The following is a 17,388-nucleotide window of genomic DNA, read 5'->3' on the forward strand; positions in this document are numbered from 1 at the left end:
ACGCAGCGTTACTGGCACGGCCCGGTGTTCCCGGGCCGTGCCAGGTTGCGACCCCACTGCACGCATCCGTAAATGACCAAATCCGAGCTGATCGAAATCCTGGCGCGCAAGCAGGCGCATCTGAAGTCGGACGACGTCGATCTGGCGGTGAAGTCGTTGTTGGAAATGATGGGCGGCGCCCTGTCCGGCGGCGATCGCATCGAGATCCGCGGCTTCGGCAGCTTTTCCCTGCATTATCGGCCGCCGCGCCTGGGACGCAATCCCAAGACCGGCGAGTCCGTCGCGCTTCCCGGCAAGCATGTGCCGCATTTCAAGCCCGGCAAGGAGCTGCGCGAGCGCGTGAGCGGCGTCGTCCCGGTCGAATCCGACACGCCCTGAGCCCGGCGTCCGGCGCTTGCCGGAATCCACGCCTGTTCGGCTAATCTAGTGTCTCCCGACGCTGGAGTTGCTCATGAAGATTGCACGACTGCTGATCCTGCTGGTGTTGCTGTTGGCCGGCCTGGTCATCGGGTCGCTCAATTCGCAGCCGATCCAGATCAACTTCGTGTTCTCCAGCATCGCCACCACCTCCGGCATCGCCATCATCGTCTCGCTGTTCGCCGGCGTACTGATCGGCGCCTCGCTGGTGCTGGCGGCCCTGGTGATTCCCCTGTATGCCAAGCTGCGTCGCGCCAACAAGGCCGCGAACGCCGCTGCACCGGCCGTCGCGCCGGTCTCCCCCCACGCCCACCAGCCCTTGGACGGACGCTGATCTTCGATGGACTTTCTGACCGAGTGGTTCTGGTTCTTCCTGTTCCTGCCGCTGGCGGCGCTGAGCGGCTGGGTGATCGGTCGCCGTGGCGGCCAGCGTCATGGCGATACCCAGGTCAGCCGGCTCTCCAGCACCTATTTCCGCGGCCTCAACTATCTGCTCAACGAGCAGCCGGACAAGGCGATCGAGCTGTTCCTGCACATCGCCGAACTGGACAAGGAAACCTTCGAGACCCAGGTCGCGCTGGGCCACCTGTTCCGCCGCCGCGGTGAGGTCGACCGCGCCATCCGCCTGCACCAGGGCCTGGTCCAGCGCGGCGACCTGAGCGACGCGCAGCGCGTGCAGGCCTTGCTGGCGCTGGGCGAGGACTACATGAAGTCGGGGCTGCTGGATCGCGCCGAGACCGTGTTCACCGAACTGGCGCAGATCGACCAGCGTGCGCCGCAGGCGCTCAAGCATCTGATCGGCATCTACCAGGCCGAGCGCGACTGGGAAAAGGCCATCGACAACGCCACCCGCTACGAAGAGGTGACCGGCGAGCCGATGGGCAAGCTGATCGCCCAGTTCGAATGCGAATTGGCCGATCGCTATCGCGCCTCGGGCAAGAACGACCTGGCGCGCGCGGCGATCGCACGCGCCTACCAGGCCGACGCCAAGTCGGTGCGCGCCGGCATCCTGGAAGGGCGCATCGACGTCGACGACGGCAACGACGAGGCCGCCATCCGCGCCTTCGAGCGCGCCGCCCGCCACGACCCGGACTACCTGCCGGAGATCATGCCGGCGCTGATGGACTGCTACCGCCGCGGCAGCGATCTCAGCGGCGCGCGCGCGTTCCTGTCGGAGATGACAGAGCACTACCGCGGCATCGCCCCGGTGCTGGCGCTGACCCGCCTGATGGAGTCGCAGGAAGGCATTTCCGCCGCGCGCTCCTATCTGGGCCGGCAGCTCAAGGACCGGCCATCGGTGCGCGGCGAGTCCGCGCTGATCGACCTGACCCTGGCCGAGGGCGCCGATTCCACCGCGACCCTGCAGGACCTCAAGCACATCACCGACCAGTTGCTGGTGCGCAATCCCAGCTACCGCTGCACCCGCTGCGGCTTCGGCGCGCGCACCCACCACTGGCAATGCCCCAGTTGCAAGGAGTGGGGCACGGTCAAGCCCTTGCTCAACTACGCGGTGGTGTAGTGCCCATCGCAGCAGCCGCGCTGCTGTTGGCGCTCGGGGTGTTCAGCGCGGCCGGCACCTGGCTGTCGCGCCAGTACGCGCTCAAACGCAAGTTGATGGATGCGCCCGGCGAGCGGCGCAGCCACACCGTGGCGACGCCGCGCGGCGGCGGCGTGGCGATCGTGGCGGCGGTGCTGCTGGCCTGTGGCTGGGCGGCACTGCAATGGCCGCATCACGGCGCGGGCATCGCCACCGTCGCCGCGGGCCTGGTGCTGGTCGCCGGCGTCGGCTGGTGGGACGACCACCGTTCGCTGTCGGCGGCACTGCGATTGCTGGTGCACGCGGTGGCGGCGACCCTGCTCGCTGCACTTGTCTACAGTGCACGCCAACCGCTCTGGGTAGTCGCGCTGGTGTGGTTGGCAACGGTTTCGCTGATCAATATCTGGAATTTCATGGATGGCATCAATGGCCTGGCCAGTAGCCAGGCGATGCTCGCCGCCGTGGGATTCGCATGGTTGCTGCCGGCGCCGCTGCGTTGGCCGTGCTGGGTGCTGCTGGTGGCCTGTGCCGGATTCCTGCCGTTCAACTACCCCAGAGCGCGCATTTTCCTCGGCGATGTCGGCAGCGGCGCGCTCGGCTACCTGATCGCTGCGTTGTTCGCCTGGTGCATCGTCGCCGGCGGGCAGGCGCCCTGGCTGCCGGCATTGCCGCTGTCGGCCTTCGCCATCGACGCGGGCTTCACGCTCGCCGCGCGCATGCTCGCCGGCGAACGCTGGTGGCAACCGCATGCGCAACATTTCTATCAGCGTTGGGTACACACCGGCAGTAGCCATACTGTCGTCACGCTCGCCTACGGTCTGTTCAGCATTGTCGCGATTACAATTGCGCGGCTGGGCAGGCCGCTGGATGTGGGCTTCCAGGCCGGTCTGACGATCGCCTGGTTCTGTTCGGCAGGTGTGCTTTGGCTGGCTTTGCGCAACCGGATGCGCCGAACTCTTACGGATTACTGATGCTTTCCACGCGCGACCGAGTCACCGAGCTGTTTCCCAAGGCCTCCGTGGTCGTCCACGATCTGGCCATCGTCTGGGTCTGCTGGCAACTGCTGCACGCTGCGCGCTACACGATGCTCCCCGGCGAGCATCCGCTGCCTTTGTGGAACCTCAACACCGCCATCGTGCTGGTGGCGCAGGGGCTGGTGTTCTGGAAGGTCGGCCTGTACCGCGGCCTGTGGCGCTTCGCCAGCGTTCCCGATCTGCTCAATATCTTCAAGGCCAGCTTCTATGGCTTGGTGGCGATCGTGCTCGGGCTGGCCTACAGCCGCTTCGATGCGATCCCGCTGTCGGTGCTGATGGTGTATCCGTTCGCGCTGTCGGCGCTGCTGGGCGCGCCGCGGCTGCTGTACCGCGCCTGGAAGGACTACCAGATCGCGCATTCGGACGACACCGCACGGCGTGTGCTGATCGTCGGCGCCGGCCGTGCGGCCGAGGCATTGGTACGCGACCTGCGTCGCTCCGGTGCCTACCAGCCGGTGGGATTCGTCGACGATGCCGGCCATCTGCACGGCGCCAAGCTGCAGGGCCTGCCGATCCTGGGCCGCATCGACGAGGCCGGCGCGATCGCCAAGGAAACCGCGGCCAAGTTGCTGGTCATCGCGATTCCGTCGCTGGACGCGGCCGGCATGCAGCGCGTCGTGGCCATCTGCGAGAGCACCGGCCTGCCGTTCCGCACCGTGCCGCGCCTGCTCGACGTGCTCGACGGCCATTACCTGCCGGGCGAACTGAAGGAGGTCGCGATCGAGGATCTGCTCGGACGCAAGCCGGTGACCCCGGACTGGAAGCTGATCAAGGGCTGGCTGTCCGGGCGTACCGTGCTGGTCACCGGCGCCGGCGGCTCGATTGGCTCGGAACTTTGCCGGCAGTGCGCGCGCCATGGCGCACGCAAGATCGTGTTGCTGGAGATCAGCGAACTGGCGCTGATCACCATCCATGCCGACCTGCGCCGGACCTTCCCGGATCTGGAGATCTCCTGCGTGCTCGGCGATTGCGGCGATCCGGCGGTGATCCGCCACGCCATGCAGGTGGCCGAGCCGGACGCGGTGTTCCATGCCGCCGCCTACAAGCAGGTGCCGCTGCTGGAGCAGCAGTGTCGCGAGGCGGTGCGCAACAACGTGCTGGCCACCGAGAACGTGGCGCGCGCCTGCGTCGCCGCCAAGGTCTCGACCTTCGTGTTCATTTCCACCGACAAGGCGGTCAATCCGGTCAATCTGCTGGGCGCGTCCAAGCGCTATGCCGAGATGGTGTGCCAGTCGCTGGACGACCAGGCGGTAAATACGCGCTTCGTGACGGTGCGCTTCGGCAACGTGCTGGATTCGGCCGGCAGCGTGGTGCCGCTGTTCCGCGAGCAGATCCGCCAGGGCGGCCCGGTGACGGTGACCGATCCGCAGGTGACGCGCTATTTCATGACCATTCCCGAAGCCAGCCAGCTGATCGTGCAGGCCGCGGCGTCTGCGTCGCACGGTGCCATCTACACCCTGGACATGGGCGAGCCGGTGCCTATCCGCCTGCTGGCCGAGCAGATGATCCGCCTGGCGGGCAAGCAGCCCGGGCGCGACATCGCCATCGTCTACACCGGTCTGCGGCCGGGCGAGAAGCTGCACGAAACCCTGTTCTACGCCGACGAGAACTATCGGCCCACCTCGCATCCGAAGATCCTGGAAGCGGGCGTGCGCAGTTTCTCGCGCGAGGACGTGCTGCGCGGCGTGCAGCAGTTGCGCACCGCGGTGGCCGATTACGACAGCGACACCATCGAGAAGGTGTTGCGCATGACCATGCCGGAGTTCGCGCCCTTGCGTCAGCAAGACGGTCACGACGGCTCGGCTACCATCGTTCCATTCCCCGCACGCGAGGCCAGAAGGCTCTGATGAGCAAGAGAATCCGCAAGGCAGTATTCCCGGTGGCAGGTTTGGGTACCCGCTTCCTTCCCGCCACCAAGACGGTTCCCAAGGAAATGTTGCCGATCATCGATCGGCCGCTGATCCAGTACGCCGTCGACGAGGCGATCGAAGCCGGTTGCGACACCCTGATCTTCGTCACCAACCGCTACAAGCACGCAGTCGCGGATTATTTCGACAAGGCCTACGAACTGGAGCAGAAGCTGGAGCGTGCCGGCAAGCACGAACAGCTGGAAATGATTCGCCACGTGCTGCCAGAGGGCGTGCGCGCGATCTTCGTGACCCAGGCCGAAGCGCTGGGCCTGGGCCATGCGGTGCTGTGCGCCAAGTCGGTGATCGGCGACGAGCCGTTCGCGGTGCTGCTGCCGGACGACCTGATCTGGAACCGCGGCGACGGCGCGCTGAAGCAGATGGCCGATCTCAACGAGCGCAGCGGCGCCAGCGTGATCGCCGTGGAAGACGTGCCGCACGAGAACACCGCCAGCTACGGCATCGTCGCCACCGAGGCCTTCGACGGTCGCAAGGGCCGCATCGCGCAGATCGTCGAGAAGCCCAAGCCCGAAGACGCGCCGAGCGATCTGGCGGTGGTCGGTCGCTACGTGCTCAGCTCGAAGATCTTCGAACTGCTGGAAAGCACCGGCACCGGTGCCGGCGGCGAGATCCAGCTGACCGACGCCATCGCCGCGCTGCTGAAGAGCGAGGAAGTCGACGCCTACCGCTTCGAGGGTACCCGTTTCGATTGCGGCACCCATCTGGGCCTGGTCGAGGCGACCATCCGCTTCGCGCTGGAGAACAAGAAGCTGGCCAAGCCGGCGCGCGAGAAGCTGACCCAGATGCTCTCCGAGGAGTGAGCCGGGCACAGCGCGCCGCTGCAGGGGCGGTGCGCTGGCCGAGTTGCCGATCCAGTAGCATCAAGCAGTTGATGCGATCCGAATCGGTCGAATCGGATGACAAACAAAAAAGCAGCCGCGAGGCTGCTTTTTTTTGCGCTGCTCTGTGCGGCAACGCTTGATGCCGGACCCTCACCCCAACCCCTCTCCCGGTGGGAGAGGGGCTATTGTCCCGTTTGGGAGAAGGTGGCTGAGGGCAGGGCGCTGCCGCGCTTACAGCGCCTCGATGATGCCCGCGGCGCCCATGCCGGTGCCGATGCACATGGTGACCATGCCGTACTTCTGCTTGTGCCGGCGCAGGCCGTGCACCAGGGTCGCGGTGCGGATCGCGCCGGTGGCGCCGAGCGGATGGCCCAGGGCGATGGCGCCGCCCAGCGGGTTGACCTTGGACGGGTCCAGGCCGCTGTCGCGGATCACCGCCAGCGACTGCGCGGCGAAGGCCTCGTTGAGTTCGATCCAGTCCAGTTGGTCCTTGCTCAGGCCGGCCTGCTTGAGCGCCTTCGGAATCGCCTCGATCGGACCGATGCCCATCACTTCCGGGCGCACGCCGGCGACCGAGAAGCTGACGAAGCGGGCCAGCGGGGTCAGCCCGTAGTCCTTGATCGCCTGCTCGGAGGCCAGCAGCACCGCACCGGCGCCGTCGCTCATCTGCGAGGAGTTGCCGGCGGTGACGCTGCCGCCGAACTGGCCGTTGCGGAACACCGGGCGCAGCTTGGCCAGGCCTTCGATCGAGCTGTCCGGGCGCGGGCCTTCGTCGGTGTCGACCAGCTTCTTGCGCAGGGCGATGACGTTGCCGGCCAGGTCGGGCTGGTGCGAGACGATCTCGTAGGGGCTGATCTCGTCGCGGAACTCGCCGGCGGCGATCGCGGCGATGGCCTTCTGGTGCGAGGCGAGGGCGAAGGCGTCCTGGTCCTCGCGCGACACCTTCCACTCCTCGGCCACCTTCTCGGCGGTGATGCCCATGCCGTAGGCGATGGCGACGTGGTCGTCGGCGAACACGCTCGGCGACAGCGCGACCTTGTTGCCCATCATCGGCACCATCGACATCGATTCGGTGCCGCCGGCCAGCATCAGGTCGGCGTTGCCCAGGCGGATCTGGTCGGCGGCCAGCGCCACCGCCTGGATGCCCGAGGAGCAGAAGCGGTTGATGGTCTGCCCGGCCACCGAGTTCGGCAGGCCGGCCAGCAGCACGCCGATGCGCGCCACGTTCATGCCTTGCTCGCCCTCGGGCATGGCGCAGCCGATGATCGCGTCGTCGATGCGCGAGGTGTCGATCCCCGGCGCCTGCGCCACCACCGCGCGCAGCACGTGCGCCAGCATGTCGTCGGGACGGGTGTTGCGGAACATGCCCTTGGGCGCCTTGCCGACCGGGGTACGGGTGGCGGCGACGATGTAGGCTTCCTGGATCTGTTTGCTCATTTGGCTTTCTCCGAAAGCCGGGATTGGGGATTCGGGATTCGGGATTCGTCAGAGCGGATCCCGGCGTCGAATGCTTTTTTGCCCGGCTGATAAAGGGTGGGAGGCGAGGGTGGCATCAGGGATTGGAAATCCGCCGTAACGAATCCCCAATCCCGACTCCCGAATCTCAGTTCCTGAGTGGCTTACCCGTCTTGAGCATGTGCCCGATGCGCGCCTGGGTCTTTTCCTGCTGGGCCAGTTCGACGAAGTGCTTGCGCTCGAGCTTGAGCAGCCATTCCTCGTCCACCAGCGCGCCGCGGTCGACTTCGCCGCCGCACAGCACGGTGGCGATGCGGGTGGCGATCTCGTAGTCGTACTCGCTGATGAACCGGCCTTCCAGCATGTTGACCAGCAGCATCTTGAAGGTGGCGATGCCGACGTCGCCGGCGACCTGGATGCGGCGCGCCGGCAGCGGCGGGCGGTAGCCGCCCTCGGCCAGGGCGCGCGCCTCGGCCTTGGCGATGTACAGCGATTCGTAGCTGTTGAACACCACCTTGTCGGTGCCGCGCAGCAGGCCCAGTTCCTTGGCGTTGACCGCCGAGGTGGAGACCTTGGCCATGGCGACGGTTTCGAAGGTCTTCTTCAGTTCGGCGAACACGTCGCCGCCCGGGCCCGCGGCCTGCGCCGCGCGCACCGCGATCTCCTTGAGGCCACCGCCGGCCGGCAGCAGGCCCACGCCGGCCTCGACCAGGCCGATGTAGCTCTCCAGCGCCGCCACGGTCTTGGCGCTGTGCATCTGGAACTCGCAGCCGCCGCCCAGGGCCAGGCCGCGCACCGCCGCGACCACCGGCACCAGCGAATACTTGATGCGCTGGCTGGTGGCCTGGAAGTTGGCGACCATCGCCTCGAACGCATCGACCTTGCCGGCCTGCAGCAGGCCCAGCGCGCCGGCCAGGTCGGCGCCGGCGGAGAACGGCTCCTTGTGCTGCCACAGCACCAGGCCCTTGAAGTCCTTCTCGGCGCGGCCCACCGCCTCCTGCAGGCCGTCCAGCACCTGGTCCGAGACGGTGTTCATCTTGGTCTTGAAGCTGACCACGGCGATGTCGTCGCCGTCGTGCCACATGCGCAGGCCGTCGTTCTCGAACACGGTCTCGCCCTGCGCGAACTTCTCGCCCAGCAGCGGATCGGGGAAGCGCTGGCGCTTGTACACCGGCAGCGCCGAGCGCGGCAGCTTGGCGTCGCGCGCCGGGCTGTACGAGCCTTCGGCGGCGTGCACGCCGTCGCGGCCGTCGAACACCCAGTTCGGCAGCGGCGCGCTGCTCATGCTCTTGCCGGCGGCGATGTCGTCGGCGATCCACTGCGCGACCTGCTTCCAGCCGGCCGCCTGCCAGGTCTCGAACGGACCCAGCGCCCAGCCGTAGCCCCAGCGGATCGCCAGGTCCACGTCGCGCGCAGTCTCGGCGATGTCGGCCAGATGGTAGGCGCTGTAGTGGAACAGGTCGCGGAAGGTCGCCCACAGGAACTGCGCCTGCGGATGCTGGCTCTCGCGCAGCTTGGCGAACTTCTCGGCCGGGTTCTTGATCTTCAGGATCTCGACCACCTCCGGCGCGGCGGCACGGTCGGCCGGGCGGTAGTCCTGCTTCTGCAGGTCCAGCACCACGATGTCCTTGCCGACCTTGCGGAAGATGCCGGCGCCGGTCTTCTGGCCCAGCGCGCCCTTGCCGATCAGCGCCTCCAGCCACTTCGGCGCCTTGAAGAAGGCATGCCAAGGATCGTTCGGCAGGGTGTCGCCCATGGTCTTGATGACGTGCGCCATGGTGTCCAGACCGACCACGTCGGAGGTGCGGTAGGTCGCCGACTTCGGGCGGCCGACCAGCGGGCCGGTGAGGCCGTCGACCTCGTCGAAGCCCAGGCCGAACTGCTCGGTGTGGTGGATGGTGGACAGGATCGAGAACACGCCGATGCGGTTGCCGATGAAGTTCGGAGTGTCCTTGGCGTAGACCACACCCTTGCCCAGGGTGGTGACCAGGAAGCTTTCCAGGCCTTCCAGCACGGCCGGCTCGGTGTGCTTGGCCGGGATCAGTTCGGCCAGGTGCATGTAGCGCGGCGGATTGAAGAAGTGCACGCCGCAGAAACGGTGGCGCAGCTGTTCCGGCAACACGTCGGACAGGGCGTTGATGCCCAGGCCGGAGGTGTTGGAGGCCAGGACCGCATGGTCGGCCACGAACGGCGCGATCTTCTTGTACAGGTCCTGTTTCCAGTCCATGCGCTCGGCGATGGCTTCGATGATCAGGTCGCAGCCGCGCAACTGCTCCAGGCCGGAGTCGTAGTTGGCCGGGGTGATGGCCTCGGCCAGCGCGGTGCTGGCCAGCGGCGCCGGGCTGAGCTTGGTCAGGTTGGCGATCGCCTTGAGCACCACGCCATCGGCGGGGCCTTCCTTGGCGGGAAGATCGAACAGCACGGTGTCGACGCCGGCGTTGGTCAGGTGCGCAGCGATCTGCGCGCCCATCACGCCCGCGCCCAGGACGGCGGCACGGCGGACTAGCAGGGGATTGGACATAGCGATCAGCCTCTGTGGGTCAACGTTTGCGGGATCAGGGAGCCGAGTGGGCGAGGAAGCCGGCTTCGGCGAAACGGATGAGTTCGCGGGCGGCGAGGGCGCGGTGCGCGCCCTCGCTGACGCCGGCGGGGCGCTTGATCAGGCCGAAGTCGGCCATGGCGTAGGTCAGGGCGCCGGCGAGGAAGTCCAGGCGCCAGTACAGTTCCTGCTTGCTCAGCCCGGGCACGCAGGCGGCGATGGCCTTGCCGAACTCGCGCAGCACGTGACCATAGTGGTCGGACAGGAACTGGCGCAGGCTGTCGTTGTTCTCGGCGTAGGCGCGGGCGATCACCCGCACGAAGGCGCCGCCGCTCTGCCGCTCCTGGGCCATCGCCAGGGCCGGCTCGACGAAGGCGGCCAGCACCGGGCCGAGCTGGCCGGGATGCTGCCGCTGCGCGGCCTCCAGCTGCGCCATGCGCGCGGCGGTCATTTCGTCCATGCGCCGCCGGAACACCTCGTTGACCAGGTTTTCCTTGGACCCGAAGTGGTAGTTCACCGCGGCGATGTTGACGTCGGCCTGGCTGGTGACCTGGCGCAGCGAAGTGCCGGAAAAGCCGTGCTGCGCGAACAGTTCCTCGGCCGCGCTGAGGATGCGGTCCTTGGTCGAAAAGTGCGCTTGCTTTGCCATGCGGCCGCCAGAATCAATCAAACGATTGTTTGAGTCTAGGCCCGGGCGGGGAGGGCGTCATGCTGCTTTGCAGCACGATTCAGGCGCGGCCGTGCAAAGCCGGCGCCGATTGGATAGAATTGTCCATCGCAATTCTGGCTAAGCCCGCGTTTTGACGCGGGTTTTTTTCATGTTAACCTCGGGCCTTCAGTGGCCCGCCCAACGGAGAACTTTCCATGGCGCTGGAGCGCACCCTGTCCATCATCAAGCCCGATGCCGTCGCCAAGAACGTCATCGGCGAAATCTACTCGCGCTTCGAGAAGGCCGGCCTGAAGGTCGTGGCCGCCAAGTACAAGCAGCTTTCGCGCCGCGAGGCCGAGGGCTTCTACGCCGTGCACCGCGAGCGTCCGTTCTTCAACGCGCTGGTCGAGTTCATGATCTCCGGCCCGGTGATGATCCAGGCGCTGGAAGGCGAGAACGCCGTGGCCGCGCACCGCGACCTGCTGGGCGCCACCAACCCGAAGGACGCCGCGCCGGGCACCATCCGCGCCGACTTCGCCGATTCGATCGACGCCAACGCCGCGCACGGCTCGGATTCGGTCGAGAACGCCGCCAACGAAGTGGCGTATTTCTTCGCCGCCACCGAAGTGGTTTCGCGCTAAGCGAGGTCGTCGTGAACGAGGTCGTCCATCCTCCCTTGGCCATCGCCGATCCCGTGCGGAGCGGCGCGGCGGCCAAGCAGAATCTGCTCGACCTCGATCGCGAGGGGCTGGAGCGCTTCTTCGCCGAGACCCTCGGCGAAGCGCGCTACCGTGCCCACCAGGTGATGAAGTGGATCCACCACCGCTACGTCACCGACTTCGACCAGATGACCGATCTCGGCAAGGCGCTGCGCGCCAAGCTGCAGCAGCATGCCGAGGTCGTCGTCCCCAACATCGTGTTCGACAAGCCTTCCGCCGACGGCACCCACAAGTGGCTGCTGGCGATGGGCGTGGACGGCAAGAACGCGATCGAGACCGTGTACATCCCCGACAAGACCCGCGGCACGCTGTGCGTGTCCTCGCAGGTCGGTTGCGGCCTCAACTGCACGTTCTGCTCCACCGCCACCCAGGGCTTCAACCGCAACCTCTCCACTGCTGAGATCATCGGCCAGGTGTGGGTGGCGGCGCGGCATCTGGGCAACGTGCCGCACCAGATGCGCCGCCTCACCAACGTGGTGATGATGGGCATGGGCGAGCCGCTGATGAATTTCGACAACGTCGTGCGCGCGATGAGCGTGATGCGCGACGACCTGGGCTATGGCCTGGCCAACAAGCGCGTGACCCTGTCCACCTCGGGCCTGGTGCCGCAGATCGACCGCCTGTCCAGCGAGAGCGACGTGTCGCTGGCGGTATCGCTGCACGCGCCCAACGACGCGCTGCGCGAGACCCTGGTCCCGCTCAACAAGAAGTACCCGATCGCCGAGCTGATGGCGGCCTGTGCGCGCTATCTGCGCGCCAACAAGCGTCGCGAGTCGGTGACTTTCGAATACACCCTGATGAAGGGGATCAACGACCAGCCCGAACACGCGCGGCAACTGGCGCGGCTGATGCGCCAGTTCGACAACGCGGTGCAGGCGTCGAATGCCGGCAAGGTCAACCTGATCCCGTTCAATCCGTTCCCGGGCACGCGCTACGAGCGCTCCGGCGAGACCGAGATCCGCGCGTTCCAGAAGATCCTGCTGGACGCGCAGGTGCTGACCATGGTGCGGCGCACGCGCGGCGACGACATCGATGCGGCCTGCGGGCAGCTCAAGGGGCAGGTCATGGACCGCACCCGTCGCCAGGCCGAGTTCAAGCGCGAATTGCAGACGCGGGCGGATCGGGATGCGGCGGCGTAGTCAAGGGCGTTCCCTGGCGCTGGTGGCGATCGCAGTGCTGGCCTTGCCGGGCTGCAACTGGATCGCGGCCAAGACCGGCACGGTGCGCACCAGCGAGCAGGTGCAGCCGCAGTATTCCTTCCGCGACAACCGTGCGGTGAAGGCGCGGGTGGCCTTGCAGGAACAATTGGGCCTGGCCGCCAACGGGCTCGCCTCCGGCGACCTGGAGGCCGCGCAGACGCATGCGCGCAAGGCGTTGGCGCTGGACCCGAACTCGGTGGACGCGCTGACCGTGCTGGCGGTGCTCGCCGATCGCCGCGGCGATGCCGCGACCGCCGGCGGGTACTACCGCAAGGCCGCCGAGCTGGCGCCGAGCAACGGTGCGACCTTGAACAACTACGGCGCCTGGCTGTGCGCGAACGGCTCGCCGGCGGAGTCGCTGGCCTGGTTCGACCGCGCGCTCGCGCTGCAGGACTACGCCACGCCGGCCTCGGCGCTGGCCAACGCCGGCGGCTGCGCCTTGCAGGTCGGCCAGCGCGAGCGCGGCGAACGCGACCTGCGCAAGGCGCTGGATCTGGACCCGGACAACGCGTACGCGCTCGAGGCGATGGCCCGCAACGAGGTCGCGAACGGGCGCTTTTTCGAGGCGCGCGCCTTCGCCGAGCGGCGTCTGGCGGCTGCGCCTGCCACCGCTTCCGTGTTACAACTTGCTATTCAGATTGAGCAAAGGCTGGGCGACAAGGCTGCCGCCGGCCGTTACCAACAGCGGTTGCGCAAGGAGTTTCCCGACGCCGCGACCACGACACCCGGGGCTAGTGCATTGTGATCAGTGATTCCAATCCGAACGCTTTCGATGGCGCCAAAGGCTGCGGGCAACAGCTCCGCGAAGCGCGCGAAGCGGCGGGCCTGAGCATCGACGACGTCGGCAGCCGACTGCGCATGCCGGTGCATGTGGTGCAGGCACTCGAGTCGGAGCAGTGGCAGCGCCTCGGCGCGCCGGTGTTCGTCCGTGGGCAGTTGCGCAGCTATGCGCGCCTGCTCGGCGTCGATCTGGAGCCGTTGCTGCAGACCGCGCAGATCGCGCCGGTGCAGCCGGTCGAATTGATCAGCCACACGCATACGCCGCCGTTGCGGCGCATGCTCGAGAGCGCCACGCGGCGCATGGTCTACGTGGTGATCACCGCGGGACTGGCGGTGCCGGTGTGGTACGCCACCCGCAGCCATTTCGCCGACGACAACGGCCCCAGCACCGCCTCGCTGGATGTGGTGCCGGGCACGCCGGGTACGACCGCTGCTGCGACGGCGACGCCGGCCAACGGGGTCGCTGCGTCGGTCCCGGCCGCGCCGGCGGCCACGCGTCCGGCGCCAAGCGCCGCGCCGTACATCGCGTCGCTGACGCCGATGCCGCGTCCGGCGGCGGAGCCGGAGAAGAACAGCCTGAGCCTGTCGTTCCAGGGCGACAGCTGGGTGCAGATCCTCGCACCCGACGGCACGCCCCTCGAGAAGGCGCTGCTGAAGGCCGGCGAGACCCGCACGTATGCGCCGGGGCAGGTCGGACGCGTGGTGCTGGGCAATGCCTCCGCGGTCCAGGTTCAGCAATCCGGGAGTACCGTGGATCTGACCCCGTTCAGGCGCGCGAACGTGGCGCGCTTTGCGGTATCCTCTGACGGTTCCGTGGTGCCCGCCTCCGAGTGACGGCGGCGCGGTTCCTCATCTTCAACATTTCATGTCCCGTCGCAGCGGCGGGGCGAGAGTACGCATGGCGATTGACGACCTGCTCGACGAGCACGAACAAAGCGAACGCGTCCGCACTTGGCTCAGGAAGAACGGCGCCGGCCTGATCGGCGGCATCGTCCTGGGCCTTGGCGCGATCATCGGCTGGCAGTGGTGGACCAAGCAGCGGTCCAACGATCTGGCCCAGGCCAATACCCGCTACGAAGCGGTGCTCAAGAGCATCCAGGCCAATCAGCTGGACAAGGCGGCCAAGGACATGGCCGAACTGCAGCAGGGCTCGACCAACATCTACGCCGAACTGGCGGCGCTGCGCCTGGCCAAGGCGCAGGTCGATGCCGGCAAGGCCGACGCCGCGTTGACCACGCTGCGCGCGCTCAAGGCCGACGGCGAAATGAAGGTGCTGGTCGACCATCGCGTGGCGCGGTTGCTGATTTCCGGCGGCAAGCCGCAGGACGCACTGTCGCTGGTGGTCTCGGCCACCGATTCGCAGGGTCTGGAGATTCGCGGCGATGCGCTGATCGCGCAGGGCAAGCGCGACGCGGCGCGCGATGCGTACGCCAAGGCGCTGACCGGTCTGGACGTGGCCTCGCCGCAGCGGCGCGTGGTCGAAACGAAATTGATGGATGCGGGCGGCAGCGTGCCGAATGCCGCGGAGCCGATCTGATGAAGGTAGTCATGTTCAAGCGTGTCGCCACCGTGGCCCTGCTGGGTCTGGCCTTGTCGGGCTGCACCACCGTCAAGGGCTGGTTCGCCGGCAAGGATGCGGCCGCCAAGAAGGCCGCCGAGCCGGCCGAACTGGTGAAGTTCACCCCGTCGGTTAAGGTGGTGAAGCTGTGGTCCACCGACGCCGGCAAGGGCGAGCGCCAGATCGGCGTGCGCCAGCGCCCGGTGGTGGCCGACGGCAAGGTGTATGCGGCCGCGACCTCCGGCACGGTGTACGCGCTGGATCTGCAGACCGGCAAGACCATTTGGGAATACGACGCCAAGCAGGCGCGCAAGCAGCAGCTGTCGCAGGCCGAGGACCAGCCGAAGAGCCAGGTCGAGAGCGAGTCCGGCAAGAACCTGTCCAAGGACGAGCGCGCCGCCTACAAGCAGCGTCTGCGCAACGAGAAGCAGCAGGCCAAGGAGCGCAAGCGGCTCGAGAAGAAGCGTCCGCTGCCGCGCTTTGCCGGCGGCCCCGGCGTGGGCGACGGCCTGGTCGTCGTCGGTGCGCTGGATGGCGCCGTGATCGCGCTCGATGCCAGCAACGGCACCGAGAAGTGGCGTGCCAAGGTGCCCAATGAGGTGATCGCCGCGCCGGTGATCGCGCAGAACATGGTCTTCGTGCGCAGCAACGACGGCCGCACCACCGCCTTCGATGCGGCCACCGGCCAGCAGCGCTGGTTCAATGCGCAGGAACTGCCGAGCCTGACCGTGCGCGGCAACGCGCCGGTGGTGGCGGGTCCGGGCGTGCTGTTCATCGGCAACGACGACGGCACCCTGGCCGCGCTGGCGATGCAGGACGGCCGCGTGCTGTGGGAGCAGACCATCGGCACGCCGGAAGGCCGTACCGAACTGGAGCGCATGGCCGACGTCGACGGCGCCCCGGTGCTCGACGGCACCACGCTGTACGCGACCAGCTTCAAGAACCAGACCGTGGCGCTGGAAGGCCCGAGCGGTCGCCCGCTGTGGAACCGCGATCATGGTGGCGCCGGCGGTGTCGGCGTGAGTTCCGGCAACGTGGTGGTGGCCGACAACGCCGGCACCGTGTGGGCGCTGGACAAGGCCTCCGGATCGGCGATGTGGTCGCAGCCGGGGCTGGCGCGCCGCTCGCTGACCGGCGTGGCGATCCAGGGCGATTACGCCGTGGTCGGCGACTACAAGGGTTATCTGCACTGGCTGCGGCTCGACAACGGCGAGTTCGCCGCGCGCGAGCGGGTCGGGCGCAAGCCGCTGGTGGCGCAGCCGGTGGTCGCGGACGGGATCCTGCTGATGCAGAACACGAAAGGCGACCTGACCGCGTTCCGGTTGGGTCAATAACAAGAGAAGGATGTCGCGATGCTGCCGCTGGTCGCCCTGGTTGGACGGCCGAATGTCGGCAAGTCCACGCTGTTCAATGCGCTGACGCGCAGCCGTGACGCGCTGGTCCACGACCAGCCCGGCGTCACCCGCGATCGCCACTACGGGGTATGCCGGCTGCAGCCGGACACCCCGTTCGTGATCGTCGATACCGGTGGCATCTCCGGCGAAGAGGAAGGCCTGGCCGGCGCCACCGCCGAGCAGGCGCGCGCCGCGGCCGGCGAGGCCGACCTGATCCTGTTCGTGGTCGATGGCCGCGAGGGCTCGTCCGCGCTCGACGACGAGATCCTGGCCTGGCTGCGCAAGCTGGCGCGGCCGACCCTGCTGCTGATCAACAAGATCGACGGCACCGACGAGGACCAGGTCCGCGCCGAGTTCGCGCGCTATGGCCTCGGCGACGCCATCGCGGTCTCCGCCGCGCACCGTCATGGTATCGACGACCTGCTCGAGGAAGTCCTGGAGCGACTGCCGGAGGAGGGCGCCGGCGAGACCCTGGACACCGACCCGGCGCGCATGCGCATCGCCTTCGTCGGCCGCCCGAACGTCGGCAAGTCGACCCTGGTCAATCGCCTGCTGGGCGAAGAGCGCATGATCGCCTCCGAGGTTCCGGGGACTACCCGCGACTCGATCGCGGTGGACCTGGAGCGCGACGGCCGCCTGTACCGGCTGATCGACACCGCCGGCCTGCGCCGCCGCGGCCGCGTCGAGGAGGCGGTGGAGAAGTTCAGTGCGTTCAAGACGCTGCAGGCGATCGAGCAGTGCCAGGTGGCGGTGCTGATGCTCGATGCTGGCGAAGGCGTGACCGACCAGGACGCGACCGTGCTCGGCGCGATCCTCGACGCCGGCCGCGCCCTGGTGGTGGCGATCAACAAGTGGGACGGACAGAGCGACTACCAGCGCGCCCAGGCCGAAGACCTGCTGTCGCGCAAGCTCGGCTTCGTCAGTTGGGCCGAGGCGGTGCGCATCTCCGCCAAGCATGGCTCGGGCCTGCGCGAACTGTTCCAGGCGATCCATCGCGCGCACGCCTCGGCGGTGCGCGAGTTCAGCACCAGCGAAGTCAACCAGGCGCTGGAAATCGCCTACGAGAGCAATCCGCCGCCGAGCATCCGCGGCCACGTCTCCAAGCTGCGCTACGTGCATCCGGGCGGCAGCAATCCGCCGACCTTCATTGTCCATGGCACGCGCCTGAAGGTGCTGCCGGAGTCGTACAAGCGCTATCTGGAGAACTTCTTCCGCAAGCGCTTCAAGCTGGTCGGCACGCCGGTGCGCTTCATGTTCCGCGAAGGCGCCAACCCGTACGAAGGCAAGAAGAACGTGCTGACCGAGCGTCAGATCGCCAAGAAGCGGCGCCTGATGAAGCACGTCCGCGGCAAGTAGCC

Annotated in this window: 16 protein-coding genes; 13 read left to right on the forward strand and 3 right to left on the reverse strand. The window is 67.7% G+C overall.

Going from position 1 to position 17,388, the window contains the following annotated elements:
- The first annotated feature begins 72 nt into the window (after positions 1–72).
- The 6 genes from PG878_RS09900 to galU all read left to right on the forward strand — a co-directional run bounded on the left by PG878_RS09900 (position 73) and on the right by galU (position 5,716).
- Positions 73–378 (forward strand): integration host factor subunit beta, encoded by a 306-nt coding sequence (locus PG878_RS09900; protein WP_010342890.1) that lies wholly within the window; start codon positions 73–75, stop codon positions 376–378.
- A 73-nt stretch (positions 379–451) separates the two neighbouring features.
- Positions 452–751, forward strand: coding sequence for a LapA family protein (locus PG878_RS09905; RefSeq protein ID WP_010342891.1), 300 nt, complete (start codon positions 452–454; stop codon positions 749–751).
- A 6-nt stretch (positions 752–757) separates the two neighbouring features.
- A complete protein-coding gene (gene lapB, locus PG878_RS09910) occupies positions 758–1,936 on the forward strand; it encodes a lipopolysaccharide assembly protein LapB (RefSeq protein WP_209031376.1) in 1,179 nt (392 codons plus the stop codon).
- A complete protein-coding gene (locus PG878_RS09915) occupies positions 1,936–2,925 on the forward strand; it encodes an MraY family glycosyltransferase (protein ID WP_209031377.1) in 990 nt (329 codons plus the stop codon). The genes lapB and PG878_RS09915 overlap by 1 nt, the downstream gene beginning before the upstream one ends.
- Positions 2,925–4,835: a polysaccharide biosynthesis protein gene (locus PG878_RS09920; protein WP_209031378.1), complete on the forward strand. Its 1,911-nt coding sequence runs from the start codon at positions 2,925–2,927 to the stop codon at positions 4,833–4,835. The genes PG878_RS09915 and PG878_RS09920 overlap by 1 nt, the downstream gene beginning before the upstream one ends.
- A complete protein-coding gene (gene galU / locus PG878_RS09925; RefSeq protein WP_209031379.1) occupies positions 4,835–5,716 on the forward strand; it encodes a UTP--glucose-1-phosphate uridylyltransferase GalU in 882 nt (293 codons plus the stop codon). Before PG878_RS09920 ends, galU begins: the two co-directional genes overlap by 1 nt.
- A gap of 252 nt (positions 5,717–5,968) precedes the next feature.
- Here galU and PG878_RS09930 read toward each other — a convergent pair whose 3' ends face one another.
- From PG878_RS09930 to PG878_RS09940, 3 genes are all read right to left on the reverse strand, one after another.
- A complete protein-coding gene (locus PG878_RS09930; protein ID WP_010342896.1) occupies positions 5,969–7,174 on the reverse strand; it encodes an acetyl-CoA C-acyltransferase in 1,206 nt (401 codons plus the stop codon).
- A 166-nt stretch (positions 7,175–7,340) separates the two neighbouring features.
- Positions 7,341–9,713 (reverse strand): 3-hydroxyacyl-CoA dehydrogenase/enoyl-CoA hydratase family protein, encoded by a 2,373-nt coding sequence (locus PG878_RS09935; protein ID WP_010342897.1) that lies wholly within the window; start codon positions 9,711–9,713, stop codon positions 7,341–7,343.
- 34 nt (positions 9,714–9,747) lie between these two features.
- Entirely contained in the window at positions 9,748–10,380 is a 633-nt protein-coding gene (locus PG878_RS09940) for a TetR/AcrR family transcriptional regulator (protein WP_209031380.1), read from the reverse strand.
- Between the two features lie 215 nt (positions 10,381–10,595).
- On the opposite strand from PG878_RS09940, the gene ndk reads away from it, so the two are divergent.
- From ndk to der, 7 genes are all read left to right on the forward strand, one after another.
- Positions 10,596–11,021, forward strand: a complete 426-nt coding sequence (gene ndk, locus PG878_RS09945) for a nucleoside-diphosphate kinase (RefSeq protein WP_002812972.1) — start codon at positions 10,596–10,598, stop codon at positions 11,019–11,021.
- A gap of 11 nt (positions 11,022–11,032) precedes the next feature.
- Entirely contained in the window at positions 11,033–12,238 is a 1,206-nt protein-coding gene (rlmN, locus tag PG878_RS09950; protein ID WP_420009757.1) for a dual-specificity RNA methyltransferase RlmN, read from the forward strand.
- Between the two features lie 13 nt (positions 12,239–12,251).
- The gene (pilW, locus tag PG878_RS09955; RefSeq protein WP_209031469.1) at positions 12,252–13,043 is read left to right on the forward strand and encodes a type IV pilus biogenesis/stability protein PilW; all 792 of its coding nucleotides are present in this window, start codon (positions 12,252–12,254) and stop codon (positions 13,041–13,043) included.
- Positions 13,040–13,912 carry a helix-turn-helix domain-containing protein gene (locus tag PG878_RS09960; protein WP_209031381.1) on the forward strand — a complete coding sequence of 291 codons (873 nt, stop codon included), beginning with the start codon at positions 13,040–13,042 and terminating at the stop codon, positions 13,910–13,912. The genes pilW and PG878_RS09960 overlap by 4 nt, the downstream gene beginning before the upstream one ends.
- Positions 13,913–13,976: 64 nt before the next feature.
- On the forward strand, positions 13,977–14,615 hold the full coding sequence (locus PG878_RS09965; RefSeq protein ID WP_209031382.1) for a YfgM family protein: 639 nt from the start codon (positions 13,977–13,979) through the stop codon (positions 14,613–14,615).
- Positions 14,615–15,970, forward strand: coding sequence for an outer membrane protein assembly factor BamB (bamB, locus tag PG878_RS09970; RefSeq protein WP_425611770.1), 1,356 nt, complete (start codon positions 14,615–14,617; stop codon positions 15,968–15,970). The genes PG878_RS09965 and bamB overlap by 1 nt, the downstream gene beginning before the upstream one ends.
- Before the next feature lie 18 nt (positions 15,971–15,988).
- Positions 15,989–17,386, forward strand: a complete 1,398-nt coding sequence (gene der / locus PG878_RS09975; protein WP_209031383.1) for a ribosome biogenesis GTPase Der — start codon at positions 15,989–15,991, stop codon at positions 17,384–17,386.
- Positions 17,387–17,388 lie beyond the last annotated feature (2 nt).

It is taken from the genome of Xanthomonas hawaiiensis, assembly GCF_031834635.1.
Lineage (GTDB): Bacteria > Pseudomonadota > Gammaproteobacteria > Xanthomonadales > Xanthomonadaceae > Xanthomonas_A > Xanthomonas_A sacchari.